Annotated in this window: 23 protein-coding genes; 9 read left to right on the top strand and 14 right to left on the bottom strand. The window is 63.8% G+C overall.

Annotated elements, in window-relative coordinates:
• The first annotated feature begins 322 nt into the window (after window positions 1-322).
• Complete coding sequence (locus QQL24_RS00370; protein ID WP_284309891.1) at window positions 323-2,404, top strand: EAL domain-containing protein; 2,082 nt, start codon at window positions 323-325, stop codon at window positions 2,402-2,404.
• Between the two features lie 297 nt (window positions 2,405-2,701).
• Here the strand turns inward: QQL24_RS00370 and QQL24_RS00375 are convergent, their stop codons facing one another.
• On the bottom strand, window positions 2,702-3,040 hold the full coding sequence (locus QQL24_RS00375; protein WP_284309892.1) for a hypothetical protein: 339 nt from the start codon (window positions 3,038-3,040) through the stop codon (window positions 2,702-2,704).
• A 115-nt stretch (window positions 3,041-3,155) separates the two neighbouring features.
• Between QQL24_RS00375 and QQL24_RS00380 the strand changes: the two genes are divergently transcribed.
• Window positions 3,156-3,440: a hypothetical protein gene (locus tag QQL24_RS00380; protein ID WP_284309893.1), complete on the top strand. Its 285-nt coding sequence runs from the start codon at window positions 3,156-3,158 to the stop codon at window positions 3,438-3,440.
• Window positions 3,441-3,490: 50 nt separating this feature from the next.
• Here QQL24_RS00380 and QQL24_RS00385 read toward each other — a convergent pair whose 3' ends face one another.
• Window positions 3,491-3,673: a hypothetical protein gene (locus QQL24_RS00385; RefSeq protein ID WP_284309894.1), complete on the bottom strand. Its 183-nt coding sequence runs from the start codon at window positions 3,671-3,673 to the stop codon at window positions 3,491-3,493.
• Between the two features lie 186 nt (window positions 3,674-3,859).
• Here QQL24_RS00385 and QQL24_RS00390 point away from each other — a divergent pair, with 186 nt between their 5' ends.
• Entirely contained in the window at window positions 3,860-5,329 is a 1,470-nt protein-coding gene (locus tag QQL24_RS00390; protein WP_284309895.1) for a C69 family dipeptidase, read from the top strand.
• 265 nt (window positions 5,330-5,594) lie between these two features.
• Window positions 5,595-7,019, top strand: a complete 1,425-nt coding sequence (gndA, locus tag QQL24_RS00395; protein ID WP_284309896.1) for an NADP-dependent phosphogluconate dehydrogenase — start codon at window positions 5,595-5,597, stop codon at window positions 7,017-7,019.
• 184 nt (window positions 7,020-7,203) lie between these two features.
• Here the strand turns inward: gndA and QQL24_RS00400 are convergent, their stop codons facing one another.
• Both QQL24_RS00400 and QQL24_RS00405 read right to left on the bottom strand, forming a co-directional pair.
• Window positions 7,204-7,515, bottom strand: a complete 312-nt coding sequence (locus QQL24_RS00400) for an HdeA/HdeB family chaperone (protein WP_284309971.1) — start codon at window positions 7,513-7,515, stop codon at window positions 7,204-7,206.
• 17 nt (window positions 7,516-7,532) lie between these two features.
• Window positions 7,533-7,832: a transcriptional regulator gene (locus QQL24_RS00405; protein ID WP_284309897.1), complete on the bottom strand. Its 300-nt coding sequence runs from the start codon at window positions 7,830-7,832 to the stop codon at window positions 7,533-7,535.
• 478 nt (window positions 7,833-8,310) lie between these two features.
• Between QQL24_RS00405 and QQL24_RS00410 the strand changes: the two genes are divergently transcribed.
• Complete coding sequence (locus tag QQL24_RS00410; RefSeq protein ID WP_284309898.1) at window positions 8,311-8,856, top strand: dual specificity protein phosphatase family protein; 546 nt, start codon at window positions 8,311-8,313, stop codon at window positions 8,854-8,856.
• Window positions 8,857-9,273: 417 nt separating this feature from the next.
• Here the strand turns inward: QQL24_RS00410 and QQL24_RS00415 are convergent, their stop codons facing one another.
• The 3 genes from QQL24_RS00415 to QQL24_RS00425 form a co-directional block, all read right to left on the bottom strand.
• Complete coding sequence (locus QQL24_RS00415) at window positions 9,274-9,399, bottom strand: hypothetical protein (RefSeq protein WP_284309899.1); 126 nt, start codon at window positions 9,397-9,399, stop codon at window positions 9,274-9,276.
• A gap of 429 nt (window positions 9,400-9,828) precedes the next feature.
• Window positions 9,829-11,100 carry an arsenic transporter gene (locus QQL24_RS00420; RefSeq protein ID WP_284309900.1) on the bottom strand — a complete coding sequence of 424 codons (1,272 nt, stop codon included), beginning with the start codon at window positions 11,098-11,100 and terminating at the stop codon, window positions 9,829-9,831.
• Between the two features lie 358 nt (window positions 11,101-11,458).
• Window positions 11,459-12,490 (bottom strand): aldo/keto reductase, encoded by a 1,032-nt coding sequence (locus QQL24_RS00425; protein ID WP_284309901.1) that lies wholly within the window; start codon window positions 12,488-12,490, stop codon window positions 11,459-11,461.
• 204 nt (window positions 12,491-12,694) lie between these two features.
• Between QQL24_RS00425 and QQL24_RS00430 the strand changes: the two genes are divergently transcribed.
• The 4 genes from QQL24_RS00430 to QQL24_RS00445 all read left to right on the top strand — a co-directional run bounded on the left by QQL24_RS00430 (window position 12,695) and on the right by QQL24_RS00445 (window position 16,191).
• Complete coding sequence (locus QQL24_RS00430) at window positions 12,695-13,801, top strand: mandelate racemase/muconate lactonizing enzyme family protein (protein ID WP_284309902.1); 1,107 nt, start codon at window positions 12,695-12,697, stop codon at window positions 13,799-13,801.
• A gap of 10 nt (window positions 13,802-13,811) precedes the next feature.
• Window positions 13,812-14,696, top strand: a complete 885-nt coding sequence (locus tag QQL24_RS00435) for a substrate-binding domain-containing protein (RefSeq protein ID WP_284309903.1) — start codon at window positions 13,812-13,814, stop codon at window positions 14,694-14,696.
• Window positions 14,697-14,718: 22 nt separating this feature from the next.
• Complete coding sequence (locus tag QQL24_RS00440; protein ID WP_284309904.1) at window positions 14,719-15,747, top strand: GntR family transcriptional regulator; 1,029 nt, start codon at window positions 14,719-14,721, stop codon at window positions 15,745-15,747.
• A gap of 234 nt (window positions 15,748-15,981) precedes the next feature.
• Window positions 15,982-16,191, top strand: a complete 210-nt coding sequence (locus QQL24_RS00445) for a cold-shock protein (protein WP_284309905.1) — start codon at window positions 15,982-15,984, stop codon at window positions 16,189-16,191.
• A gap of 332 nt (window positions 16,192-16,523) precedes the next feature.
• On the opposite strand, the gene QQL24_RS00450 is transcribed toward QQL24_RS00445, so the two are convergent.
• The 7 genes from QQL24_RS00450 to xylB form a co-directional block, all read right to left on the bottom strand.
• Entirely contained in the window at window positions 16,524-17,951 is a 1,428-nt protein-coding gene (locus tag QQL24_RS00450; RefSeq protein ID WP_284309906.1) for a pyridoxal phosphate-dependent decarboxylase family protein, read from the bottom strand.
• Window positions 17,952-18,005: 54 nt separating this feature from the next.
• Complete coding sequence (locus QQL24_RS00455) at window positions 18,006-19,073, bottom strand: class II aldolase/adducin family protein (RefSeq protein ID WP_284309907.1); 1,068 nt, start codon at window positions 19,071-19,073, stop codon at window positions 18,006-18,008.
• Window positions 19,074-20,171: 1,098 nt separating this feature from the next.
• Window positions 20,172-20,795, bottom strand: coding sequence for a beta/alpha barrel domain-containing protein (locus QQL24_RS00460; protein ID WP_284309908.1), 624 nt, complete (start codon window positions 20,793-20,795; stop codon window positions 20,172-20,174).
• Window positions 20,792-22,312 carry a sugar ABC transporter ATP-binding protein gene (locus QQL24_RS00465; protein WP_284309909.1) on the bottom strand — a complete coding sequence of 507 codons (1,521 nt, stop codon included), beginning with the start codon at window positions 22,310-22,312 and terminating at the stop codon, window positions 20,792-20,794. Before QQL24_RS00465 ends, QQL24_RS00460 begins: the two co-directional genes overlap by 4 nt.
• A gap of 18 nt (window positions 22,313-22,330) precedes the next feature.
• Window positions 22,331-23,311 carry a substrate-binding domain-containing protein gene (locus QQL24_RS00470; RefSeq protein ID WP_284309910.1) on the bottom strand — a complete coding sequence of 327 codons (981 nt, stop codon included), beginning with the start codon at window positions 23,309-23,311 and terminating at the stop codon, window positions 22,331-22,333.
• A gap of 51 nt (window positions 23,312-23,362) precedes the next feature.
• Window positions 23,363-24,430 (bottom strand): ABC transporter permease, encoded by a 1,068-nt coding sequence (locus QQL24_RS00475; RefSeq protein ID WP_284309911.1) that lies wholly within the window; start codon window positions 24,428-24,430, stop codon window positions 23,363-23,365.
• Window positions 24,431-24,443: 13 nt separating this feature from the next.
• A complete protein-coding gene (gene xylB, locus QQL24_RS00480; protein WP_284309912.1) occupies window positions 24,444-25,898 on the bottom strand; it encodes a xylulokinase in 1,455 nt (484 codons plus the stop codon).
• Window positions 25,899-25,900 lie beyond the last annotated feature (2 nt).

Below are 25,900 nucleotides of genomic sequence, written 5' to 3' on the forward strand. Positions count from 1 at the left end.
TCGCCGCAGCAATAACGGCGTTGGACGAAAATGGATTGCGGAAGCCACTGCCTAGGACGGATAGAACCTTGTCATTCCTTCTTTGGCCATTTCTGTATATCAAGTCCAAGGAATACACCTTTGATACAGGAAATCGGGGATATAAAGGGCGGCACGCTTTCTGATCGACGTGTTGTCGGGTTTATCCTATGGTCGGATCTGCAACACGCGCCCATCGAGAGCAATGTAAAGCAGTGAGAAGTTCAAATCCTGATTTGCACATGGCGTGCATCGGAGCTTGTTTCATGCACAATGACCCCAAGCGGGCGCGCAATATATTGCTATGACGAAAGATAGAAGTCGCGAGGTCGAGGCTCTGGAACTGGCGCTCGAGCGTGCCCGCCTTGGCGTGTGGGACTGGGATCTGCGGAGCGGCAAATGTTATTATTCGCCGACCTGGTCGCACATGCTTGGCTACGACGCCCATGAACTAAGCGATACGTTCGACCGCTGGCTGAAGCTGACGCATCCGGATGACAAGGCGCAGGCGCTGGAAAGTGGCGAGCGCCACATCGCGGGCCTGACGGATATGATCGAGACCGAACTGCGCCTGCAGCACAAATCCGGCGGCTGGGTATGGGTCCTCGACCGCGGCGGTATCGTCGAGCGCGATGGCGAGGGACGGCCGATCCGTGTCATCGGCGTCCAGACCGACATCACCAGGCAGAAGGAGGCGGAGGCTGAGCTCGAGCAAGCCAATGCGCGGCTGAGGTTGGCGCTGGCGGCTACCGGCATCGGGATCTGGCACCATGAGCTCAATAGCCCGAAGAGCTATTGGGATGCGCGAACGCGCGAGATCTACGGCGTTGTTTCCAAGACGGACGAAGTCTCGGCGGATCTCTGGCATACCTTCCTGCATCCCGAGGACAAGGAGGCGACGGAGCGGGCGCATCTGGAACCCCTGGAGAATCAGGGCGTTACCGCCGTCGAATACCGCATCATTCGCCGCGACGGTGAAATCCGTCACATCGAGTCGCTGGTCCGCCACCTGTCCGACGGCCCCTCGGCAGGGCGGATACTCGGCACCGTGCGTGACATCACGGAAGAAAGGCAGCGCCAGCAGGAGCTCGCTTTCGCGGCCCGACACGACGTGCTGACGGGCCTCTTGAATCGCGCCGCATTCGAAAAGCAGCTGTCCGGCACCATCGGCGATCCCCTTCAGCTTCCGCTTGCGGTCTTCTACGTCGATATCGACTACTTCAAGGCCTTGAATGACTTTGCCGGCCATGCTGCCGGCGACCTTGCCCTCAAGAACGTCACCGCCAGCTTCGTGGGCTGCCTGCCGCCCTCGGCTTTCGCGGCGCGCCTCGGGGGCGACGAGTTTGCGATGGTGTTTCCCACTTGCGATGCGGTTCAGGCCAGGAAGCTCGCCGAGACGATCCTCGCCGCCATCCGCAATGCGGATCTCGGGCAAGGGCTGTTGTCGCGCAAGCTGGCGGCAAGCGTCGGCATTGCCCTGATCACCGATTGCAGCACGAGCGTTGCCGATGCGCTGGCCAATGCGGACGACGCCTGCTACGCCGCCAAGGCCGCCGGCCGCAACCGGTTTGCCGTCTTCTCCGTTGACGGAGCGGGCGCCAGGGGCCTCAACTCCTCGCGCGTGGCGACGGATACTCTCGAGGCTCTTGACGAGGGCACCCTGCAGCTCTTTGGGCAGCAGATCCATCTGCTCGGCAAGCCCTGGCAGGCAAGCCGCCGCATCGAGGTCCTGGCCCGGCTGACGACGCGCAACGGGACGTCCATTCCGCCGGGCGATTTCGTCAAGGTCGCCGAGCGGTTCGGGTTGGCCTCCCGGGTCGACCGCTGGATCATCCTGAGAGCCCTTTCGCTCTATGGTGCCGCCACAAGATCGGGAGAGGTGACACTTTGCTTCAACCTGTCGGCGCAGACGCTCAGCGACCCGCAGCTTTGGAGCTTCGTCGACAACCTGATCGAGGAAACAGGCGCGTCCCATGCCGGCATTGGCTTCGAGATCACGGAGACGGCGGCCGTCACCAATTACGAGGCTGCCGCGCAATTCGTGCAGAAAGCGCGAGAGCGCCAATGCCGGGTCAGCCTCGACGATTTCGGCGCCGGCATGAGTTCCTTCGAATATCTCAGGCGCTTCCCGGTCGATGCCATCAAGATCGACGGCTCCTTCGTCGAGAACATCACCCATAGCCGCTTCGACCGCGAGATCGTCGTGGCTGTCGCCGGTATCGCCAGGAGCCTTGGCTGCAGCGTGGTGGCCGAGAGGATCGAGCAGGAGGATGTGCTCGATATGTTGTACGAGCTGGGCATCGACTATGGCCAGGGGTTCCTGCTGCATCGCCCGGAACCCCTCGAGGCGCTCATCGCGCGAGCGGCGTCGAAGGTCGGTTCCTGACCCGGCAACGCCTGCCGTGGCGGAGCTGTCAGGCTGGGCATCACGCATATGCGGGGTCGCCGCTCGAGCGATACCCGATTAGAGAGATTCGCAGCCTACGCCCGTCATTCCGGCTGGAGCGAAGCGGAACGCCGGAATCCATGAACACAGTCCTTCGAAGTTAGTGTTCATGGATTCCGGGTCTCCCTTCGGTCGCCCGGAATGACGGCGCGCACTTTTGCTGACCCGATTTCGCTTTAACCGAAGATCGTGTGGGAAGAGAGGGCGGCGATCGAGATCCGCCGCTCTCCTCGCGAACTACCAGTGCCGGGAATGACTGGACAACTGCGTACCGACGATAAGGCCCAGCACGAAGCCGATAACGCCGGCTGACGAGAGCACGGTGGCGGCCGTGCCGGGATTTTCCTTCATGGTGTCCGAGACGAACTGAGCCTGTTCGCGGACGTGCTGGAGTGAGCCGCGGGCGTGCCCCTTCGCACGGTCGAGGGCATCTGCAGCGCTTTCCCGCGTGCGCTCAAGGCTCTCGGCGCCCTGCCGGGCGAGCATCTTGCTGAGAGCGCCGACCTCCTTTTTCAGATCCGCGATCTGCTTATCGAATTCCTTGCGCATGTCTTCCGGTGACAAGGTGTCTGCCATGTGTTCTTCCTCGGCATTGAGTGGAAAGGCGCGGCCGGATGTCCGCCGCTCCTGAAAAAAACTCACGCCGGAGTGGTAGGTTCCCGCAGCGCCGAACCGGGCGGCGGCGCGGAGCTTGCGCCGGCACTTCGATCCCCGAGCGAGTCAGAAATGGCAGCGCGCCAACACCGCGGCCTCGATCGCCTCGATGCAGAATTTCGGCGGCTATGCGGGTGGTGCGCCGACCCCGGCCGTGACCGGCTTCATCGTCGAGGCCGGCGGTTCGTTCGTGCCGGCGCTGCTGACGGGGGCGGTGATCGTGGTGGTGGGGGCGGTGCTCTGCATGGTGCAGATCGACCATGTCATTCCCGGCACCGAGCGGGTCGCGGGACAGCCTGCTATGAAGCGTAAGGACTGGTGAAGGCGGGCGACCCAGGGTTTGCCCGCCGTAGCATCAAAGTGGGTTCGGACTTATTCGTTCGGCGTGGATGACGCAGAGTTAATGCGACGCTCGTTCGCAAGAAAGAAACGATGCGCGAGCAAAATGATGGCGGCAACCACAAGATCGAGAACGATCATGTTGGTCATGTTCGAGGCGAACATTGTCTGCAGCAGATCGCCCGACAGTTGAGCATTTTGCGCGATATCAGCCATGACGTGCCTGGCCTCCGATTCGATTGTTGCAGCGCCGCTGCCTGAGTTCCTCACGCTAGAGGCGATGACCTTGCACAAAGGTTAACGCGCTCTGCGTTATTGGTACGTGACCAAAGACACACCTGTTACGCAACTCGGCCATAAGGAGGGACACTTATCCTATTGGTGAGGGGTGGCTGTCATGGCATGAACGCCCGGCAGGCAGGCAAGGCGGAGGGGCGTGTGAGCTACGGTCTCTATATCGGCAGGAATCATACGGCTGACGGCATCGCCTATCTCGCCGGCTATGGCGACGAGCCGTCCAGCCACTGGCTGGAAATCGTGCCGCGCCGGCACCACGCACCTGGCACTGTGATCAGCGTCGGAGTGACGCAGCAGGCCGATCTACCGGGGCGGATGAGCGAAATTCCGCAGGTTGCCGAGACATCGCGGCATATTCGCGTCAGCTACAGCCATTACAAAGGCGTGCCGTCGCCGCTGACCAATGGTGGGCTCAACGAGCATGGCGTCGCCGTGCGCGACATCTGGTCGCCGTCCCGTCCCGAGCTGATCGCCATGACGCCGGTGGACCAGAGTGGCCCCAATTACAGTGACCTTGCCCGTATCCTTTTGGAGAGGGCCAGGACGGCACGCGACGGCGTCGAAATCATCGCCGATCTCATTGCCCGCCATGGCTATGCCGACTATGGCGGCAACTCACATCTGATCGCCGATGCCGAGGAAGCCTGGGTGGTGATCGAGTTTTCGGGCGGGCAGGGTCTGTGGGTGGCCGAGCGGCTCGGACCCGACGCCATCCGTGCCTCGCGCCCGGGCTATGTCGGCGTGGTGCCGGTGCATGACTCCCGCCCGGCCGACTTCCTCTATCCCGCGCATTTCGTCTCCTTCGCGCGCGGGCAGGGCTGGTATAGCGGCGAGGGGCCGTTCGATGCCAATGCAGTCTATGGCGACGGCAGGGGGCGCTGGGCCGGTGCCGCCTGGATCGAGGCCGAGATGGCAGGACGCGCCCGGCGGCCTGGCAAGATCGGGCTTGCCGATGTGATTTGGGCCGTGCGCACGGCGCGGCTTACCGGCGATACGGCCGGCTATGGCCAAGTGGTGCCCCTGGCGACGCCGGCCCACAAGGAGCTCCGCATGCTTTGGCACACGCAGGTCGGCGCCGTTGCCGCGCCCTTCGTGCCGGTGTTCATGGGCGTTGCCGAGGTTCCCGAAGAGTATCGCGCCCACCGTTATCTCAGCGGGGGCGAGGCCGCCCGCTTCCTCGACACGCGGCACGCGGACAAGGGGCGCTCCGACACGGTCTCGCTGATACCGCAGGGCATCGAGTCGACCCGTTCGGCCAGCGCGGCCGGCAAGCGCCTGCTCAACCTCATCTTCCAGCATCACGAGGCCTTCCTGCCGGAAGCGACCGCGCTGTGGGAGGCGATCGAGGCCGAGCTGAGCCGCAGCCAGGCCGGAATCGTCCGCAGCGCCGCCGTTCTCCTCGATGCCGGCGAGAGCGAGCTCGCGACCGGGCTCCTGACCTATTACAGCCACACGGAGCTGAGGCGCGCCCTCGACAGCATCGAGCAGCTTGCCCAAAGCCTGGAGCTGCGCACCCGCTACCGACACGGCTTCAGGACCGATCCGGTGCCTCTGTCACCGCCACAGATCTGGTGACAATGACAGGGCGGGGCGGGCGCATGCCTGGACTGCGGTACGCGCAACCTTCACCGGGCATCCCGCGTTGAATCGATCGTACCGGCCCGGTGGATAGGTCAAACTCGTCGATTTTCCGAGATCTTTCGAAATTTTCGGAAAGCGCCTTTGCCTACACAATGAGCGCCGCCAGGTCTGTACATCGGGCGACAAAGGCGGCATAGCGCTGGCAAGGATCGATTTTGACAATATGATCGGTTGCTGAGTGATCAGGGGAGACGCACAAGTGGCACAGGCAGATATTGCAGTCATCGGCATGGCGGTGATGGGGCGCAACCTCGCCATGAACATCGCCGAAAAGGGTTTCAAGGTCGCCGTCTTCAACCGCTCCCCGGCGCGCACGGATGAGGCGATCAAGGAAGCGGGCGATCTCGCCGGCAACATGATCGCCTGCCACACGATCGAAGAGCTCATCGCTGCCCTCAAGCCGCCGCGCGCGCTTCTGCTGATGGTCAAGGCCGGCGCCGCCGTCGACGAGACCATCGACCAGTTGAAGCCCCATCTTTCGCAGGGCGACATCATCATCGATGCCGGCAATGCCAATTACCGCGACAGCGTCGCCCATGACAAAGCGCTCGGCGCCGAGGGCTTCCAGTTCCTCGGCGTCGGCGTGTCCGGTGGCGAGGAGGGCGCCCGCCACGGCCCCTCGATCATGGTCGGCGGCAGCCCCAAGGCCTATGAGCGCGTCAAGGATGTGCTGAACGCCATCGCGGCCCGCTATGAAGGCGCGTCCTGCTGCGGCTATATGGGCCCTGCCGGCGCCGGCCATTTCGTTAAGACGCTGCATAACGGCATCGAATATGCCGACATGCAGATGATTGCCGAAGCCTATGGCCTGATGCGCTCGGGCCTGGGCATGACGCCCGCTGCCATCGCCGATGTGTTCGAAGGCTGGACAAAGGGGCCGTTGGCCTCCTACCTCACCGAAATCTCGGTGCAGGCGCTGCGTTCAGTCGATCCGACCACGAGCAAGCCTCTGGTTGATGTCATCCTCGACAGCGCGGGACAGAAGGGCACGGGCCGCTGGTCCGCCATCGAGGCGCTCGACCTCGGCGTGCCTGCCAGCGCCATTGCGGCGGCGGTGGAAGCCCGCGGCCTCTCTTCCATGCGCAGCCTGCGCCAGGCGGTGAATGGGGCCTTGGGCGATGCCGAGCGGGCGCCGATCGGTTCGGCCACGCCTGAGATCATCGCCGACATCGAGAAGACGCTGCTCACCGGCAAGATCCTCGCTTACGCCCAGGGCTTCGACGTGCTCGCCGCCGGCTCCAGGCAATTCGACTGGAACCTGCCGCTGGCCGAGATCGCCAAGATCTGGCGTGCGGGCTGCATCATCCGCTCGCGCATGCTCGATTCGATGTCGAAGGCTTATTCCGCCACGCCCGCGCCCGAATCGCTGATCCTCGATCCGGACTTCGCCGGTGAGCTGAAGGCGGCCCTGCCGTCCGCCCGCAAAATCCTGGGCCTCGCCGTCGCCAACGGCCATCCGGTGCCGGCGCTGACTTCGGCGGTGAACTATCTGCAGCAACTGCGCACCAGCCGCGCCACGGTGGACCTGGTCCAGGCCCAGCGCGACATCTTTGGCGCCCATGGTTTCGAGCGTATCGACCAGCCCGGCGCCCATCATGGCCCCTGGCATACGGGCGCCGAGTGAACCCCGTGAAAAAGGCTGGAGCCGCGAGGCTCCAGCCTTTTTGATTCGGAGCAGCTCCCGCGTGCTCAGAAGCGGGAAACGCAGCAACAAAATGTCTATCGCAACAGTGTATTCTGGATATGCCTAGAATCACCTGCATTCATGCCCATATTGGAGCAGAAGCAAGCCCGCGCTGACGAAAACTTTATTTGGGCGGATGATTCCATTTCTTGAAAAGGTCGGCGATCACATTCATGAGTAGCTTATTGGGGTTGTTCTGGCATTCTTTCTTCACGACCAAGATGATGCCATTGCCATCCGTGCTGCTGCCGACCCAATGATTGTCGTTGCGGCTATCCAGCCCCGTCCACCAACCCAGAATCCAGGTATTGCCTTCCCCCTCGAGTTGCGGCGTGGACAGCCAATATTTGCACGGCATGGTGCCGATACCGACCGCCATGTAATCATAGGCCTGCGCCTGCGATACGCCCAACACCACCGGCATCGCCGCAGCCACGGCCAAGACAGACTTCCTCACCCTTCATTCCCATCACTGACAAAGTCAAAATGCTCCCCCTGCGGCGCGCGGTTGCGTGCGAGGCGGACTCCGACACCTCTACCATGATCCCAGATAAATTCGACCCCTCCCGTTTCGAGGGCCCGTCGAATGGCTGCGGCATTGGCCGCGGTAATCTGGGGGACGTCGTCGGCGGCATCCGCACGGCGGATAGTCGCCACACCCAGCCTGGAGGCGTCGGCCAGCTTCTGGGCCGTCCAGCGGAGCAAGGCGCGGCCTGCCCGGATCTGGGCTCCTGTGATCGGGGTCGCATGCATGAAGCCTCTCCCCTTTTTGATCTTATGATCATATTCGCATCAGCGATTATACGCTGTAAGGCCTTCCCATGAAACCGGGCTTCTGCGGTTCGGGAGGGCAATCGCCTCGGGTTGATTTGACGCTCTCCTTGTCGTCATTGCGAGCGAAGCGAAGCAATCCAGGGGGCAACGGACACTGCTCTTCGACCCCTGGATTGCTTCGCTGCGCTCGCAATGACGAGTGAGCCTGCACAATACCCCATCATCGTTCGCGTCGCGTTTCGTGAACCTGAAGCGATTGCCCTGGCAGCTCCGTTCCTCGCCGATGCCTGCAATCGTGGATCGTGGGCCACAGGCAGCACACCCCCCAAAAGATAGCTGCCATCTTTACCTTCCGGAAATAAACAGCCCTTTTTTGGCTGCAATCCACGCGCGAATAGGAACTCTCCTTGTTGTGTGTGGTCCTGTAATGCTTCCCGGCCGAAAATCGATCCTTGCCGTGACTGGCGGATGTCTCCTCGCCGCCGTGCTCGCCGTCGGCGCCTATGCGAGCAATGCCCTCCTTACCGGTAATTTCGGCACCGTCGTGCCCGGCGAGGTCTATCGGTCCGCCCAACTCGGCAACGGGCTGATGACCCGCGTCGTTCAGCGCTACGGCATCAAGACCATCATCAATCTGCGCGGTGCCAATCCCGGCGAGCACTGGTACGACAAGGAACTGGCTGACGCGAAGGCGCTCGGCGTCGCGCATATCGATTTCAGCATGTCCGCCAAGCACGAGTTGACGCAGGCCCGGGCTCAGCAATTGATCGAGCTGATGGCGAAGGCGCCCAAGCCCTTGCTGATCCACTGCAATTCCGGCTCCGACCGCACCGGCCTTGCCTCGGCCCTCTACGTGGCCTCGATCGCCAAGCAGGGCGAGGACGCGGCCGAGGGACAGCTTTCGCTGCGTTTCGGGCACGTCTCGCTGCCCTTCGTGCCCGAATATGCAATGGACCAGACTTGGGAGAGCCTCGAGCCCTGGCTCGGTTTCGGCGATTCCTGAGAGGACCGTTTAGGGATCGTTAAAAATAAGTGCTTCCAGCACGACGCTTTTGCGCCTCTCCACTCTGCTTAACACCGGCTTGCCGATTTACTGATTCCTTAACAATCCCCAAGCGTCAGACGCTCTCGCCTCCGCCGCTTTCTCACCGCAATGCGCAAGCGGTCTCGTTCCCACGCCCTTTCCGGCTGGGTTGATGAGGAGACCGGGAGATGGCGGCTGCGGGGCAGCCGTGAAAGCAAGATCATGGAAGATGCAGGCCGCACTGTCGGTGCAGGCCGCCATCGCCCCGTTCCGGCTGCCTGGCCCGCTGACAAGGCGCGCAAGGCCACCTGTTTTTCCGCCTTATGAAGGCGGAGGCGAGCCGGGAGCGGATGGCACGGACCATCCGAACCTGACCAGCCGGCTCGGTCAAGGGGCTCAGCGCTGCAGTCCTGGCCGGACAGTGGCATGAACCGTCTTCACCGCATCGGCGGGAGATGGGACGAAGGCGCCGCCGGGCTCAAGCCCGTCACGCTCCGTCCAGGGATCGCGTGGCACTTCCATGGGGTGCCGATCCCGTCTGTCCCGCTCGTCACCCCCTGGAGGCCGGCTTCCAGAGGAGCAGGACCGCCGCTTGCGCCCGCCACTTGGACAGGCTGTCGGGGTGGATGGAGGCGTTCGGAGCCGGGTTGTACCTGCGCCGGCCGCTGACGCCTCATTCCGTCAGGGAATAAAACATAGGGGCGAAAGAAAGTCAATATCGGTTCTGTGTTTGTCCAACCCAATCGGATGAACACCCTTATAGTCATCCCGTGTGCACTGCGCCTGCCGCCGAAGGAGGATGCCAGGCAGGGCGCTGTCGATTGATCCGGTCGCTGACGAGCGGTTTGATCGGGTAACCCAAGGGATTGTTCAGGATTAAGCGCTTCAAGCACCGCGCCTCTCCCGCACTCCCGGCACTGGCTTGCCGGTTCACTTGTTTTTAACGGCCCCTTACCAGAACCAAGCCTGCAGGCTGAGCGCGCCCAAAGCGAGGAGCAGGGCCGGCGGCATGGCGATGAAGCCGATCTTCAGAAAGGCCCAGGCGCTCACGCCATGCCCCTCGCGCCTGAGCGCGGTGAGCCAGAGAATGGTGGCAAGCGAGCCCGTAATCGAAAGGTTCGGGCCGATATCGATGCCGATCACCGCCGCTGCCCGGATGGCATCCGGCACCTGAGCCGCTTGCACCGTGCTGCCGGCGATCAGCCCCGCTGGCAGATTGTTGGTGACGTTGCAGGTGAAGGCGGTGACAAGGCCGGTGATCCAGCTCGCCGCCGGGACCGATTGTCGGGCGAGCGCCTGCAGGTGATCGACCAGGGCGGTGAGTACCCCCGTTCCTTCCAGGGCTTGCACCAGCACGAACAGGCCCGCCACCAGCGGCAGCACGCCCCAGGAAATGTCACGCATGACATGGCGCAGCATGGTGGGGGCCCCCTCCTTGCCGATGATGGCGACGACCAGCGTGGTGGCGATGCCGGCGATCGCCGTCGGCAGGCCGAGATCGCGGCCGAGAGCCGAAGCGATCATCAGGCCGATGGCCGTGGCGCCAATGCCGAGCGCCGCGGTGATGGCGCCCCGCGAGAGCGGCGCCTCGGCGATGTCGCTGGCGATCGCGCCGGCGAAATGGCTGCGGAAGGTCAGGCGCAGGGCGGCATAGGTCGCGGCGATCGCCGCGAGCGAGGGCAACGTGAAGATGGCGAGCCATTGCAGGAGAGGCGGCATGGCCGTGCCCTGCACCACCAGATTGGCGGGGTTGGAGATCGGCAGCACGAAGGAAGCGGCATTGGCGACCAGGGCGCAGACGAGGAGATAGGGCAGGGGCTTGTCGATCCGCGCCGTGCGCATCGCGGCCGCAACAGCCGGCGTCATCACCACCGCGGTGGCGTCGTTCGACAGGAAGACCGTGACCACCACGCCGACGCCATAGACCAACGCGAAAAGGCGGAGCGGCGAGCCCTCGGCATGGCGCATGGCCTGCACCGCGAGCCAGTCGAACAACCCTTCATAGCGCGCGATCTCGGCCAGCAGCATCATGCCGATCAGGAAGAGATAGACGTCGGTACCGCGCGCCACGCCGGCCAGCGCCAGGTGCGGCGAGAGCAGGCCGAGGGCAAGCAAGAGCGCCGCGCCCGCCACGGCCCAGATCGCCTCGGGCCAGTTGAACGGACGCAGGATGACGGCAGCGGTCGAGACAGCGGCTATGCCGAGCGTGAGGTTTTCAGACATGCGGCCCTGTTACACGATGACGATTGGCCTTGACTAGCGCTGGGCGGGACAATTGGTTCCGGCGTCGCCAGGGAAATGGGCGCAGTTTCGGGGGGCGGGGCGGTCTTCAGAGCCTGACTCAAAAGTCGTGAAGAAGCCGAGGGAGGCGCAGATTTTGTCATACCCGGGCTTGTCCCGGGTATCCAGACACCGCATTTCCAACGTTTGCGCTTCCCTGGATTGCCGGGACAAGCCCGGTAATGACAGAAGTCGAGGTTCCGTCGACTTTCCGGTCAGGCTTTCCAGACCCGCCTCTTTCAGAGAGGGGACAGCTGTTGAGAGCCGAGTCTGAAGACCCGCCCGCCCAGTCGCGTTTCCATCACCCTTCCGTCTGTGCCCAGGGCGTGGCGTCTGCGGGATCCGGCGCCATCAGCGTGTAGCGGTTGAACTCGGCCCAGGCGGCGGGATCGACCTTGAAGTCGAGCTGGGAGAGGTTGCGCGTCAGGCTCCTTGGATTGCCCGTGCCGATCAGCACCGAGGCGACGGCCGGACTGCCGAGCGGGAACTGCATCGCCGCTGCCGCGAGTGGCACCTTGTAGGTCGAGGCCACGGTTTCGAGGCCACGCACGCGCTCCCGCACATCCTCGGATGCCGGACCGTAGTCGAAGGTGGCGCCCGGGATCGGGCCGGTGGCCAGGATGCCGGAATTGAAGACGCCGCCGATCACCAGGGAGGTCCCCTCCTTGAGGCAGCGCGCCAGCAGTTCCGGCTCGGCCGAGCGGTCGAGCAGCGAATAGCGCCCCGCCAGCAAGATGCAGTCGAGCGGGAAATGATCCATCAGATCCAGGCAGATCCGCACTTCGTTGACGCCGACGCCAACAGCCTTGATGGCACCCCGGCTCTTCAGCTCGCCGAGCGCCTTGAAGCCGCTGTCGAGGAGCGCGCGGACATGCCGGTCGTTCTCTGCCTGACCGTGGGTGAGAACGCCGATATCGTGGATATAGACGATGTCGATGCGGTTGAGGCCGAGGCGCGTCAGGCACTGGTCGAAGGCGCGCATGATGCCGTCATAGCTGTAGTCGTAGTCGGCGGCGAAGGGCAGGGGATCGGCAAAGCCGTAATCGGGCACCGCATGTTCCGGTACAGGGCGCAGGACGCGGCCGACCTTGGTGGAGACCACATAGCTGTCGCGCGCTTTGCCATAAAGGAAATCGCCGAGCCTGAGCTCGGCAAGGCCATGCCCGTAACGCGGCGCAGTGTCGAAATAGCGGATGCCGGCGTCCCAGGCGACCTGGAGCGTGGCCGCCGCCTCGTCGCGGCTGACCGGCTTGTAGAGATTGCCGATGCCCGTGCAGCCGAAGGAGAACTCGGTGACTTCGACGCTGGTGCGGCCGACCTTGCGTGTCTTCATGGCGTTTCCTCGCTTTTCTGGCTGTTGGCCCAATTGAACGCGCCGGCGCAATCCGCGCAAGGCTCAGCGGGCACGATTCCCGCCGCGACAGCTCATATTGCATAGTTCATGCAATATTCTTGACGCCGTCAAGAAGCGGGGCGTATGCCTGACGGGAGGCCGCCGGGAAAAGCGGCGTTGGGAGCGCTCAGCAAGGGAGGCCTCATGGCCAGGATCACACGTGTCGAGCTCTCGATGGTGGTGCTCGAGCCCAAGGTGAAACGGGTCGATGCGATCCAGTCCTTCGTAGCGCAGGAAACCCCGATCGTGCGCATCATCGATGCCGATGGCGCCGTCGGCACCGGCTACAGCTACACCATCGGCACGGGCGGTCATTCGGTGCTGGAGCTCCTCGCCCGCACCTTCGCCCCGGCGCTGATCGGACGCGAGGCCGGCATGGTCGAGCAGATCTGGCGTGATCTCCTCTTCCTCAGCCACGCGACCACGGTTGGCGCCATCACCTCGCTGGCGCTCGCGGCGGTCGATTCCGCGCTCTGGGACCTGCGCTGCCGCAAGGCCGGCCTGCCGCTCCATGTGATGGCGGGCGGCGCACAGGAAAAGGTGCGGCTCTACACCACCGAGGGCGGCTGGCTGCAACTGGAGACGCAGGCCATCGTCGAGGACTCGCTCAAGGCCAAGGCGGATGGTTTTGGAGGGTGCAAGGTCAAGGTCGGGCGCCCTATCCGCGAGGATGTTAGCCGGCTTATCGCCGTGCGCGAGGCGGTGGGTGGGGCCTTCGAGATCTTCACCGACGCCAACCAGGCCTTCGCCGTCGACGAAGCGATCCGGCGCGCCCATCATTATCGCGAGGCCGATATTGGCTGGTTCGAGGAACCGCTGCCGGCTGACGACGTCGACGGGCATGTGCGCCTTTCCGCCTCGACCACCATCCCGATCGCCGTGGGCGAGAGCCTCTACAGCGCCTCGCATTTCCGCGACTACCTGCAGCGCCGCGCCTGTTCGGTGGTGCAGGTGGACGTGGCGCGCATCGGCGGCATTACCCCCTGGCTCAAGGTCGCCCACATGGCGGAGAGCTTCAACGTCGCCGTCTGCCCACATTTCCTGATGGAACTGCATGTGGGCCTGTGCTGTGCTGTGCCGAATGCGCGCTGGGTGGAATATATTCCCCAGCTCGACGGCGTGACCCGTACCGGCATGCGTATCGAAGCCGGCTATGCAGTGCCGTCCGCCGAGCCTGGGCTCGGCATCGACTGGGACTGGGAGGCGCTCGGCCGCCACCAGGCCGAAGGCTCGGCGCGGGCGATTTCCTGAGGAGCGGCGCATGGCTCCTCTCGAATCCAGCAAGCGGCTGAAGCTCCTGTTCATTGCCGTGAACTGCGACGAGGATTTCTTCGGCCCCGTCCGGCGCGGCATGGCCGACGCCGCCGCGCAGATGGGGGTGGAGGCCGAGTTCACGGGCACGGTAGGGGTCGATGCCGCTGGGATGACGGCGATCGCGCGGCGGGGGCTCGAACAGGGTGTCGACGGGCTCGCCATCGTGGTGTTCGATGCGGATGCCTTCGCGCCGGTGATCGCCGAGGCGCGCAGCCGCGGCGTGCCGGTCGTCGCCTTCAACATCGATGCCGGGCGGGGCAAGGCTGGCACGCTCAGCAGCATCGCCCAGGACTTTCCGGCTGCTGGCCGGGCCCTGGCACGGCGCGTTGCCGCCGATATCAGGCCGGGCAGCACCGTGCTGCTCACCATGCACGATCCCGGCATTTCCGCGCTGGAGGAACGGCGCGACGGCATCAAGGCGGGGCTCGCCAATCATGGCATCGAGTGGGTCGAGACCATCACCGGCCATTACCCCGAAGAGGCGGCCCGGCACGTTCTGCGCATTCTCGCGCAGCGGCCGGAAATTTCCGCGGTGCTCGCCACCGGCCAGGCCGACACCGAGGGTGCGGCACTGGCGGCGGAGCGGATGTCGCGGCCTGTCTATGCCGCCGGCTTCGATCTCTCCCCGACGATCCTGCGCCTGATCGAAGCCGGGCATCTTGCCTGCACCACCGACCAGCAGCCCTATGCGCAGGGGCTCTATCCTGTGATCCAGCTGGTGCTGAACATCCGCTATGGCCTGCTGCCAGTCGACATGGACGCCGGCGCCGCTATCATCGATCGCACCAATGTCGCGCGTATCGGCGCCCTGTCGGAGGCCGGCTTCAGGTGAGGCCATCCAAGGAGGAGAGGCCATGAGCGGAACCTTCGCCGCCGGTCGCGAGCCCGGTGCCGCCTCTGTCGGCGGACGGCGCCGGATGAACGAGATCGTCGGCCAGGTGCTGGCCGATCACATCCGCTCCGGCGCCTTGCCGGAGGGCTTCGTCATCCGCGAAAAGGCGGTGACCGATCTCTTCGGCATCGGCCGCATGCCCGCGGTGTCGGCGATGATGCGGCTGGAGGCCGAAGGCCTTGTCCACCGCCGGCCCGCCATGCGCGGAGTGATCGTGGGTCCCCGTCCGACGGATATCTCGATGCTGGGCGAACTCGGCGCCCATGTCGCGCTGCCGCCGGACATCGCGGCGGAACTGCGCATCCGCAATTGGCGCGCCTTGATCTATTCGTCGGTGGAGAAGGAGGTCGCTTCCTGCCTGCTGTTCGGGCGTTTCCAGATTCGCTCGCAGATCCTTGCGGAGCATTTCGGCGTCAGCCGCACCATCGCGCATGAATTGCTGCTCCGGCTGGAGCGGGTCGGCCTGGTGCGCCAGGAAGCCAATGCGCGCTGGTATGCAGGGCCCCTGACGCCGGACCGCATCAAGGAGCTTTACGAGATGCGTATCCTGCTGGAGCCTCCAGCGCTCCGCCAGGCCGCGCCGCGGCTCGATCCGCGCATGATCCGCGAGGGGCTGGCGCGTGTTTGCGATGCCGAAACACCGCAGGCCCGCGCCGATCAGACCCTGCTGCATCGCCTGGAAGTCGATCTGCACCACGACATCGTGCTCAAATGCAGCAATGATGAGCTGCGCGAGACGCTTTATCGCTGCCAGCTGCCGCTCATCACGGCGCATTTGTCCTTCGGTTCCTCCCAGGAGCAGCCCGACATTCCGCGAATGATCGTCATGCACAAGGCCATTCTGAGCCATCTCGGCGAGGGTCGGGTTGAAGATGCCGCCCGCGCGCTGGAGAGCCATCTCCGGGAATCCTCCGACAACAATCCCGGGCGGCTGGCCGGTCTGCCGCCGCTCGATCACGCGCGCCTCAGCCCGTATCTCGACCCGGCCTGAGGGCGCGAAGGGGTTATATCTATTGGGTGGAGTTAAGGTAAAATTGAACGGATGTGATCGCGCTACTTGCATTTAGTCGTTAATGACATCATAAAACGCCATCGAACTCGGCCGGACGTTTTGGCCGCGCGGTCCTGTGGCCGTGCACGCTGATGACCTTCCTACCAATTTCGACCAACAGCGCTTTTGTTGCACACTCGCTGCAAAGGCACGTGCCCATAGGAAAGGTTCATCATGAGCACAGGTACCGTGAAGTGGTTCAACACCCAGAAGGGTTATGGTTTCATTCAGCCGGATGACGGCTCCAAGGACGTCTTCGTCCACATCAGCGCCGTCGAGCGCGCTGGTCTGCGCGATCTCCAGGAAGGCCAGAAGATCAGCTATGAGCTGGTTGAGGACCGCCGTTCCGGCAAGATGTCGGCTGACCGCCTTTCGGCTGCGTAAGACCTCAGCCGCGGACAACCACGGATTTCGAGAGGGCCGGGCGTAAGCTCGGCCTTTTTTATTGCGCGTGACACCGATGTAGAAGCTCAAGTGGCTGTTCATCGGTGCATACAGGGCTGTCATCCCCGGCGAGATCCACACAAGCTTGCTTGTGTGAGAAGGCCGAGGGAAGGGGATCCAGGGGCTTAAGGTCTCAGCCTTACGAGCCTCTGGATCCCCTTCCCCTCGCCCTCTCTCGCTTCGCTCAAGAGCGCACTCACAAGCAAAGCTTGTGAGGATACGGCCGGCGATGACAGCCCTGTGTGCATCGGTGAAGGCAATCGGAGAAGTCGTCAGCCCTCCCGCACGCCCCGCCACACCTGAGCGATCGCGCCGGCCGAGCGCAGGGCGTCGGCCTCACTGGTTTCCCCGCTGATGAGCGAGAGGCGCATCACCCAGCGGCCTTGCCATTGGGCGCCGCCGGCAAAGCAGGTGCCGTCTTCCTGGAGGGCGGCGATGGTGCGGCGTGTAAGGTCGTCGCCCTTTTCCGCTCCCTCCCCCGCGCCAAAGCGCAGGATGACCTGGTTGAGCACGACATCGTTGACGATGGCGATGCCGGGCTCTTCGCGCAGCGTGTCGGCGATGAGACGGGCGAGGCGGCAATGGTGCTCCACCAGCGCGGCGATGCCCTCGCGGCCATAATGGCGGAGCATGGCCCAGGTCGCGAAGCCCCGTGCACGGCGCGACAGCTCCGGGACATAATGGGAGGGATCTCGCTCGCCGTCGCCCACCGAGGGCAGATAGCTCGCCGCGATCATCATGGCACGGCGATGGGCATCAGGGTTGCGGACGATGGCATAGCCGCAGTCATAGGGCGTCTGAAGCCATTTGTGCCCATCCGTCGCCCAGGAATCGGCGCCTTCGATGCCATCGGCCAGCGCGGCGCGCGTGGGGCAGGCGCGGGCCCACAGGCCAAAGGCGCCATCAACATGGATCCAGCAATTGGAATGAACGCGGGTGGCGTGAATGATCGCCGGATGCGGATCGAAGGCCCCGGTGTTGATCTGGCCCGCCTGCGTGACCACGATGAGGGGTGCGTCCCAGTCGACATTGCGCATCACCCTGGTGAAGGCGTCGGGCAGCATGGCGCCTTCCCTGTCGGTGGCGATACGGGTGACCCGCTCGTGGCCAAGGCCGAGATATTGCAGGGCCGAAAACACGGTGGAATGCGCGGCATCACCGATCAGCACCTGGATCGGCGGCGCGTCGAACAGGCCCTTGGCCTCGACATCCCAGCCGAGCCGACGCAGCACCTCGCTGCGGGCGGCCGCCAGCGCCACGAAATTGGCGACGGTAGCGCCGGTGACGAAACCGACCGAGGCTTCCCGCGGCAGGTCGAGCAGGTCAAGCAGCCAGCGCGCTGCCACCGTCTCGCAGGCCGCGGCCGAGGGGGAGGCGGTGTGGTTGCCGGCATTCTGACCCCAGGTCGAGGTCATCCAGTCGGCGACGACTCCGACGGGGTGGGAACCGCCGATCACCCAGCCGAAGAAGCGGTTGCCCGTGGTGGCATGCAATCCGGGCGTGGCGCGCCGCACCAGGTCTTCCAGCACCGTCTCGGCTGGTTCGCCCGTCTGTGGCGTCGGCATCTCGAAGGCGGCCAGAGCCTCGGCATAACCAACCTCCGGCCGTTGCGGGCGCTCGTCGAGCCCAGCGCGAAAAGCAAAGGCCAACTTTGCCGCCTGGGCGAACAGATGCGCGATATTGGTCGGCGGCTCCGTCATCTCAGGCCTCCCCGGCCTCTTCTCGTTATCGGGATTATGACAGAACCGTCGCCCTCATGAAGCCTTCGCCTTGGCGTCGAGCGCCTGCCGGTATTTCTCGGCTTCCCAATGGGTGAGCTGATAATCCTGTTCCGGCGTCAGGCGCTGGATCGCGGCGCCGGCCGGCAGGCGCGAGGCGACGTTCCAGAGGCAGAGCGCCAGCGCGTCGGCCGCGGTCGTGGTCCGGCGATGCAGCACGATGCCGAGCCCCGGCAACACCAGCATGGGCGGCGGGCCGTCCTTGGCCTCGGGCTTGCGGATGGCTTCGCCGGCGGCGATGTCGTCGGTCTCGATCACGCCCGGGCCGAGAAAGACGACATGGTCGGGATAAAGCGAGCCGCCGCGCACATGGCCGGCGCTGACCGGATCGAGCGCCACGCCATGCACGATCGGGTTGGCGGGCAGCCGGTAGTTCGTGCCTGCGACGATCGCCGCGAGCTTGCCGAGATCGGCTTCCTGCGCCGGGCGATGCGGCAAAGCGAGGGCCTGGCAGACACGGTTCAACCTGTCCTCGACCTCGGCGACGCTGGCGCCAGAGACGACGAGGCCGTGATTGCCGAGGATCAGCACGTTGGTGGCCGGCGTCGAACGCGCCAGGATCTCCTCCGACAGCGGCACGCCGGGCCGGCAATAGGGCACGAAGGCCGAGGCAACGTCGCCGAGCGTGGCGAATCGCCTGGCGATCTCAGCCTCGCAGCCCGGCTGCACGGCATGGGCGAGCGTCTCGACGCAATGGATATGGGCGACCACGGCATGGGGAATGACGGCATGCACGCTCGTCTCGATCGAGGGCCGCAAATTGAGGCTGTTGCGGGCCTGGTCGACGAAATCGACGGCGGTCTCGGCTCGCGGATCCTTGTCGGCTAGGGCGGCGAGGAAGTCCGCCAGCACGACCGGCACCATGATGTCGCGCTCCAGCGCATGGGCGAGCCAGGTGCCGGAGGCCTTGATCCACATCGCGCCGTCATGCTTGAGCGAGGTGTTGCCACCCGCCGCCTGGGTGCGGTCGGAATTCTGGCCGAGCGTTGCCGAGAAGGCGTTGAGGGCCTGGAATTCGCTATTGGCAGCCATAGGATGGGTCATGCAGTGGTGTCTCCGAGTGTACTGGCTGCGGGTTCGTGAACGCCGGGCTGTTGAGGGCGTGTCGTCATTCCAGCGTAGCGTATCCTCATAGGCTTTACTTGTGAGGGAGGACGCCGGAATCCACGGACATGACCTTTTCCTTGTGGAACTGCGTTCACGGATTCCGGATTGCTCACCGAGGCGTTGGCCGACTTAACCGTCACATCTGATGGCGCGGACGAGCCTGTCGACCGGCAAGACAGCGAGCAGGAAGGGCTGGAGTCATTGACCGTTATCAATGATTCATAGGCCATGGCTTTTGCGAGAGCGATGCTCTATTGAGGATTATTCCCCTCCAGATTCTTGTTGCTCGATGAAGACGCCAATCAAACCTTTCGTTGTCGAGGTGAAGCGCTCGCGTTCCGGCATTTCGGCTAGAGAGCCAGTCCAGATCCGGCAGCCCATACTGGCCGAGACGATCGCCCCTCCCGTTCCTGCCTCTCACACCGAAGCACGCCAGTTGGCCGAGCAGGCATTCAGGTCCTTGACGACCGCCTCAACTAACCAGCGTGAGGAAGTCTTCAGCGCCGAGAATGTATTTCGAGCACCAGCGCGGCCTGTAACGACAGAGACCTCCGGCGTTGCAGTCGTGGCGGATGAACCGCCGGTGCAGATGGCGCCAGCACAGGAAACGGCGCCATCCAAGCTGCCCGAACCTCGTGCCAAGAAGGTGCGGGTTGCGACGGCGCCCGCAAAGAAAGGACGGCCCCCGAAAGCTGCCTCTGCAGCGAAGGCTCCGGCGGGCATTACCGCGACGCGAACGCAACAGGATCCGCCCGCGCCAGTCCCGAAGGCGTTTCCGCCATCAGCACCGGCTGTGCAGGTCGTGCCGGAAACGCAGCCCGCTGGGGAAGAGCACCCAAACACCCGGCAAAGCTGGGGATGGGGTCCCGGCGAGCGCTGGAAGAAGCGGTTGCGGCATTTGCGCTAAAGGGTGCGGGCACTATCCTGAAGGCTCGAAGCTCGATCTCAGCCTGACGACTCAGGCGGCATGCAACAGCCGGGCCGGTGGGAACATGCTCCGCACTCTTGCAGGCACCAGCCTCGTTTCTTTGGCAATTAATATTTCAGGATCTCGGACAATTCTTGTGCTCGTTGGGCAATATTGGAGCTTTCGAACAGCGTCTTCCCCACCACTGCGAGTTCAACCCGCGATAGGGCCGGCGAGATAAGCTGCTCAGCCTGCAAGTTGCCATCCACGATGACGCGTGTTGTGGCAGGCACCTTGTGGAGCCGAGCCAGTGCGTCGCTGGAGAAAGCCCCGCCGCCAGGCGGGGCGGTGAGCAGCAGCAGGCCATCGGCTGAGGTCATGATGGCTTCTGCTTTCTCGATCGGGGAATCCGGCAGCAGGGCGAGATAGGCACGTGCTCCGGCCGCGCGCACGGCATCAAGGAGCGCCTCGGGTTCACAAGTAGCTTCAAGATGAAACGCCACGCTGCGGACGCCTAATTCTGCAAAGCGCCTGGCCCATGCCTTGGGATGCTCCACCATGAGGTGTACATCGATCGGGACCGGGTATTCCTTGACGAGGCGGCGGACGACGCTTTCGCCAAAGCCAAAGGCGGGAGCAAAGCGCCCGTCCATGATGTCGACATGGAACGAGGCGCTATAGGGGGCCACCGCTGCGATCGCCTCATGCAGTCGGAAGGGGTCGGCGGCATAGAGGCTGGGAGAAAGCTTCATGCCGCTTGCGACCAGGCATGACGCCGAAGCGCTGCAATCGAAAGTTCGTCTTCCGGGATTGCGATCCCATCACAAGCGCCATGCCGAAAGACAAGAATCCGATTGGCTATTTCGAGTAGTTCCTCTTCCTCGCTGGAGACGACAAGCACCGATCCGCCAGAACGCGCGAAGTTTCCGATAATCTCGTATATCTCAGCCTTGGCCCCGATATCGACGCCTTTGGTCGGCTCATCGAGCAGCAGTAGCTTTGGCGACTGCAAGAGCGAGCGTGCGAAGAGAACCTTTTGCTGATTGCCTCCGGAGAGTGCCGTTATGGGCTGGCGGATGTCGCCTCGGATAGGAACATGCGTCAGCGCCTCGATGGCTGCCTTGCGCAGCAGGCCCCATCTCAACAGGCCCGATGAAACAAAGCGGTCGAGCACGGGCAGAAGGACGTTATCGATCGACGTCATCTGAGGAATGAAGCCATCCGATTTGCGCTCCTCGGACAGAAAGGCAATTCCGGCGGCTATGGCCTGCTCGGGTTCTGTCGGCGCGAAGGCCTTTCCATTCAGGGTCATTCCTCCCTCGGGAGCCGTCTCGGCACCATATACTGTGCGCAGAAAGCGTGAACGACCCGAACCTATCAGCCCATAAATACCAAGCACTTCTCCAGCGCGAGCCTTCAGGCTGACGCCTTGAAGGCCATTGCCGGCCAGATCGCGGGCTTCGAAGACGACATCGCCGATCGCTTCGCCCCCGACCAATCGCCCGCGATGTCCGGACGCGTGTTTGCCGTCGTGGCCAGCGCCGACAATCGCTTCCACCACCTCCTCTCGCCCGATCTTGGTGGCGTCGCCTGACAAGACGATCCGGCCGTTTGCAAGGCCGACAATATGATCGGCGACGGCGAAAACCTCGTCGAGCTTGTGGTCGATAAGCAGGATGCCAACCCCGCGCTCGCGTGCCAGACGCCGAATGATGGCGAGCAACTCTTCGATCTGCTTTTGCTCGAGGGCCGTTGTCGGTTCATCAAGCAGGAGGTAGCGGACATCCCGATGAATGGCACGCGCGACCTCGAGAAGCTGCCTGTGGGCGACGGAAAGGCTGGCGACGCGATCGGTGGACGTGGCGGGAATGCCATATTCCGCGCAAAGCGCGTCGGCTTCCCGATTCATCGTTCGGCGGTCGAGGAGGGCGCCTTTCAGCTTTTCGGCGCCAAGAAACAAGTTCTCGGCGACCGTCAGTTCGTCGATCAAGCTGAGTTCCTGGTACACACAGGCGATGCCGGCAGCGCTCGCCTCGGACGGTGATTGAAAGGTGACGGGCCGGCCATCGATGCTGATGGAACCTGTGGTGGGCGTGTGGGCCCCCGACAAAAGACGCAACAGCGTGGATTTGCCCGCACCATTGTGGCCGATGAGCGCCACGATTTGGCCAGCCGGAATCTCCAGACTGACATCTGTCAGGGCCTTCGTCGCTCCGTATACCTTGGAGACCTCGGCCACAACCAGGCTTTCTCGGGCGCTCATCGGCATTCGCTTTCCTTGGGGCAATCAGCCGACTTCACCCGGTCCGGGCTTCTGTCCGTTCAGGAAGATCTTGAGCGGCTGCAGCACCTGCGGCGGCACGTCCTGCCCGCTGAGATACTTTTTGAGGTTCTCGAGCGCGATGCGCGCATAGTCGGCGGGTTCCTGGGCGGCGCAGGCGGCGTAGGTCGCGGTCAGCGGAGCGTCAGCCGCGCAGAACGCGTAGAGCTTGACACTGCCGGCCTTGTCTTGCTGCGTAATGGCCTGCAGAGCGCCGACGGCTCCGGGGCCGGTATCAGCCCAGATGATATTGATGTCCGGATGGCCCTGCAGAAGATCGCCCGTCACCTGAAGGCTGACATTGGGGTCGACCTTGCTGTTGACGGTGGCCACGACTTTCGAGTTGGGGTTCTTGGTGATGGCGTCGGTGAAGCCCTTGTCGCGCTGGTTCGTCGGAATCTGATCGGGATCGCCGACGATACCCGCCACGATGTTGCCCTTGTCGCCGAGATCCTTGAGAAGCTGCTCGCCGATCTGCCGGCCGCCTGCCACCTGATCCGCGCCGACATATTCGACAAACGAGGCGCCCTGGGCCTTGAGGTCGTCGTCCGAAACGATGACGTTGACAGTGAAGACGGGGATGCCTGCTTCGTTGAGCGCCTTCACGCTGGCCGCGCCGGGACCGGAATTGACGGCATTCAATACGACGGCGCAGACGCCCTGCTGGACGAAGGCATCGATTTGAGAGAGCTGGTTGGAATCATTGTCGTTGGCGATGGCGACATTGACGGCGTAGCCGAGATTGGCGCCGTTTTTCTGGAAGCTGTCCTGCATCGCGATGTAATAGGGGTTGACCGTATTCGGCAGCGCGACGCCGATGGTCGGCTTTGCTTCACTGCAGTTCGAAGGCAGCTTGGGCGCAGCGAGCGCGCTTCCGCCCAGGAAAAGCATGCTGGCGCTGAGCGCTGCCGCGCCCATCAGGCTTGAGCCGAGAGTCGTCATTTTCATTTCTTTCCTCCTTGGTTCTTCACGCTCATGCAAAATGTCTGGGCCCACGAGCTAGGCCGGCCCCCCGGGTTTTGTCGTGCCGGAGGGAACGGGTGCCGCAGCCTGTGAAGCCGCGCGATTTTCGGGAGCTTTGCGGAATGACAGCTTGGCGCTGTTGGCGCGCCGGTAGGTATCAAAGGTGACGCCGAGCAGGATGATCACGCCGATGACAAGGGACTGCCAGTAGCTCTGGACATTGATGACGTTCATGCCGTTGCTGACGACGGCGATGAGCACCGCGCCAATCATGGCGCCCAGCACCGTGCCCATGCCGCCGAACAGCGAGACGCCGCCGACGACAGCCGCTGCAATGGAATAAAAGAGTTCGTTGCCGGTTCCGGTTGCCGGAAAGCCCACCATCAGGCGAGACGTGGCAATGAGGCCACCCATGCCGGCGCAGAAACCACTCACGCCATAGACACAAAGCGTGGTGCGGGCGGTGTTGACGCCGGAGAGGCGAGCCGCCGCGCGGTTTCCCCCGAGCGCATAAATGTGCACGCCGCGGCGCGTCATATTGAGGAATATTCCCGCGATGACGGCTGCGACGGTGATGAGCAACACCGGCATCGGCACGCCAAAGACCCTTGCCTGGCCGATGAGCGAGAAGCCGATCTGACGGACAGAGATGGATTGCGCGCCGGTGATGATCAGCGGGATGGCGAGCGCAACGCCCTGCGTCGAAAATGTCGCGATGAATGCGGGGATGCGCAGAAAGTGAATGAGTGCGCCGTTGATCAGTCCAAGCGACGTCGCAACCGCAAGGGCCAGCAATACGGCAATCGGCCAAGGCACCCCGAGTTGCATCAGGAGGGCAGCGAGGACGCCGGTCATGCCGATATTCGCACCGGTGGACAGGTCGATCCCTCCGGTAAGAAGCACGAAGGTCTGGCCGAGGGCGAGAAAGGCGATGACTGTGCCGTTGACCAGGAGCACAAACGCATTGCTCACGGTCCGGAAGGACGGTGAGAGCAAGCTCAAGACCAGGATGACGACCAGCAGGACCAGAAGAATGCCGATCTCTTCGGGAAAGCGGCGCTTCCCGGGAACGGCAGAGGCTGCTTGGGGAGTTGGGGAAGCCATTTGGCGTCGAGTCCTAGGAGCTTGTGGTTGCAAATGCGGTGGCCGAGGCCTGCCGGTAAGCTTGCCTGACGGCGCCAGCATCCGTGCCGGCCGGTTCGGCGGAGATCTCAAGCCGTGGGGCCCAGGCCGCTGCGATCTCGTCGGTCGCGGTCGTGGTCAATGCAGCGGCGGCCTGCACGGCTGCGCCGGCAGCCGCTGTTTCGGCCAAAGAGCAAATCCAGACGGGGCGGCCCGTCAGGTCCGCGAGGATCTGTCGATACGCCTTCGAACGTGCGGCACCGCCAGTCAGGATCAAGCGCCCGTCTCGCGGCACTCCGTGATGCGCGAGCAGGTCACCGCCCTCCAGAAGGCCACACAGCACCCCTTCGATGGTGGCGCGGGCCAGGCAGGCGCGAGAGATGTTCGAGCGCATGCCAAAGAGCGTTCCGGTGGCGCCGGGCAGGTTTGGGGTTCGCTCCCCATCGAAATAGGGGACCAGAACGAGACCTTCGGCCCCGAGAGGAGCCGTCAGCGCCAGCTGGTCGAAATCCTCATAGGACAGGTCGAGCAGCCGCCGGATGGCGTCGTTGACTTTCGCTGCATTGAGCGTTGTCACCATGGGCAGGAAGCTATTGGCCGCATCGGCATAACCGTTGATCGAGCCCGTGGCGTCTTTCACACCCGTGCGGGATCGGCCGTAGATCGTGCCGCTTGTGCCGAGGGAGATGACGGTATCGCCCTCCAGCACATTCAGGCCGAGCGCGGCGGTCATGTTATCGCCGGTTCCGGCGCCAACGACTGCTCCTGCCAGGGCTCCAACACCGACCGCATCGCTCACAACGCCGGCGCGCTCGTTGGAGGCCACGATGTCGGGGACCTTTGTGGACCAATCGATGCCGGGCACGGCCAGATCGGCCAGTTCAAAATCCCAGCTATTGTGGAAAGGATTGAAGTAGCCAGTGCCCGACGAGCCGCCTCGTTCGGTGACAGCGTGTCGTGCCAGGCGATAGACGACATAGTCGAAGGGCAGCATGATGCGCCGCGCCTTGGCGACCAGGCCGGGATAGTTGCGCTCGGTCCAGGCAAGCTTCGATATGGTGAGGGCTGGCGCTGGCACCGATCCCGTGCGCCGGGCCCATTCCGACGCCGGCAACGCCTTCAGCAGTCGCTCGGCATCCGGTGCGGATTGCGTATCATTCCAGAGCTTGGCGGGCCTGAGGGCGCGATCGGTATCGTCCAGCAGCACGAGCCCATGGCCCTGCCCGCCGACCGATATGGCTGCAATGCGCGGAAGGTGGCTCTCAAGCTCTGCAAGGCACAGCTTGAAAGCTCCCCACCAGGCTTCCGGCGCCTGCTCGCTGAGCGGCGGCGTGGTGAGTGGATGTGGTGCTCTTGCCTCGGCGACGACGACGCCATCATCCAGCCGGCGAAGTTGCACCGTGCAGGACTGCGTGGAGGAATCGATCCCTGCGACGAGGTCCCTTGCCATGG

The organism is Labrys miyagiensis (assembly GCF_030160835.1).
Taxonomy (GTDB): domain Bacteria; phylum Pseudomonadota; class Alphaproteobacteria; order Rhizobiales; family Labraceae; genus Labrys; species Labrys miyagiensis.

Coding starts and splice junctions, on each gene's coding strand:
- QQL24_RS00405 (WP_284309897.1), bottom strand. CDS start 7,832: ATGCATGCGACCCCGATCACAGGAGCCCAGATCCGGGCAGGCCGCGCC.
- QQL24_RS00445 (WP_284309905.1), top strand. CDS start 15,982: ATGAGCACAGGTACCGTGAAGTGGTTCAACACCCAGAAGGGTTATGGT.
- QQL24_RS00440 (WP_284309904.1), top strand. CDS start 14,719: ATGAGCGGAACCTTCGCCGCCGGTCGCGAGCCCGGTGCCGCCTCTGTC.
- QQL24_RS00475 (WP_284309911.1), bottom strand. CDS start 24,430: ATGGCTTCCCCAACTCCCCAAGCAGCCTCTGCCGTTCCCGGGAAGCGC.
- QQL24_RS00425 (WP_284309901.1), bottom strand. CDS start 12,490: ATGAAGACACGCAAGGTCGGCCGCACCAGCGTCGAAGTCACCGAGTTC.
- QQL24_RS00450 (WP_284309906.1), bottom strand. CDS start 17,951: ATGACGGAGCCGCCGACCAATATCGCGCATCTGTTCGCCCAGGCGGCA.
- QQL24_RS00415 (WP_284309899.1), bottom strand. CDS start 9,399: ATGGAAGTGCCACGCGATCCCTGGACGGAGCGTGACGGGCTTGAGCCC.
- QQL24_RS00435 (WP_284309903.1), top strand. CDS start 13,812: ATGGCTCCTCTCGAATCCAGCAAGCGGCTGAAGCTCCTGTTCATTGCC.
- QQL24_RS00370 (WP_284309891.1), top strand. CDS start 323: ATGACGAAAGATAGAAGTCGCGAGGTCGAGGCTCTGGAACTGGCGCTC.
- QQL24_RS00390 (WP_284309895.1), top strand. CDS start 3,860: ATGAACGCCCGGCAGGCAGGCAAGGCGGAGGGGCGTGTGAGCTACGGT.
- xylB (WP_284309912.1), bottom strand. CDS start 25,898: ATGGCAAGGGACCTCGTCGCAGGGATCGATTCCTCCACGCAGTCCTGC.
- QQL24_RS00375 (WP_284309892.1), bottom strand. CDS start 3,040: ATGGCAGACACCTTGTCACCGGAAGACATGCGCAAGGAATTCGATAAG.
- QQL24_RS00470 (WP_284309910.1), bottom strand. CDS start 23,311: ATGAAAATGACGACTCTCGGCTCAAGCCTGATGGGCGCGGCAGCGCTC.
- QQL24_RS00420 (WP_284309900.1), bottom strand. CDS start 11,100: ATGTCTGAAAACCTCACGCTCGGCATAGCCGCTGTCTCGACCGCTGCC.
- QQL24_RS00460 (WP_284309908.1), bottom strand. CDS start 20,795: ATGAAGCTTTCTCCCAGCCTCTATGCCGCCGACCCCTTCCGACTGCAT.
- QQL24_RS00465 (WP_284309909.1), bottom strand. CDS start 22,312: ATGCCGATGAGCGCCCGAGAAAGCCTGGTTGTGGCCGAGGTCTCCAAG.
- QQL24_RS00455 (WP_284309907.1), bottom strand. CDS start 19,073: ATGACCCATCCTATGGCTGCCAATAGCGAATTCCAGGCCCTCAACGCC.
- QQL24_RS00385 (WP_284309894.1), bottom strand. CDS start 3,673: ATGGCTGATATCGCGCAAAATGCTCAACTGTCGGGCGATCTGCTGCAG.
- QQL24_RS00430 (WP_284309902.1), top strand. CDS start 12,695: ATGGCCAGGATCACACGTGTCGAGCTCTCGATGGTGGTGCTCGAGCCC.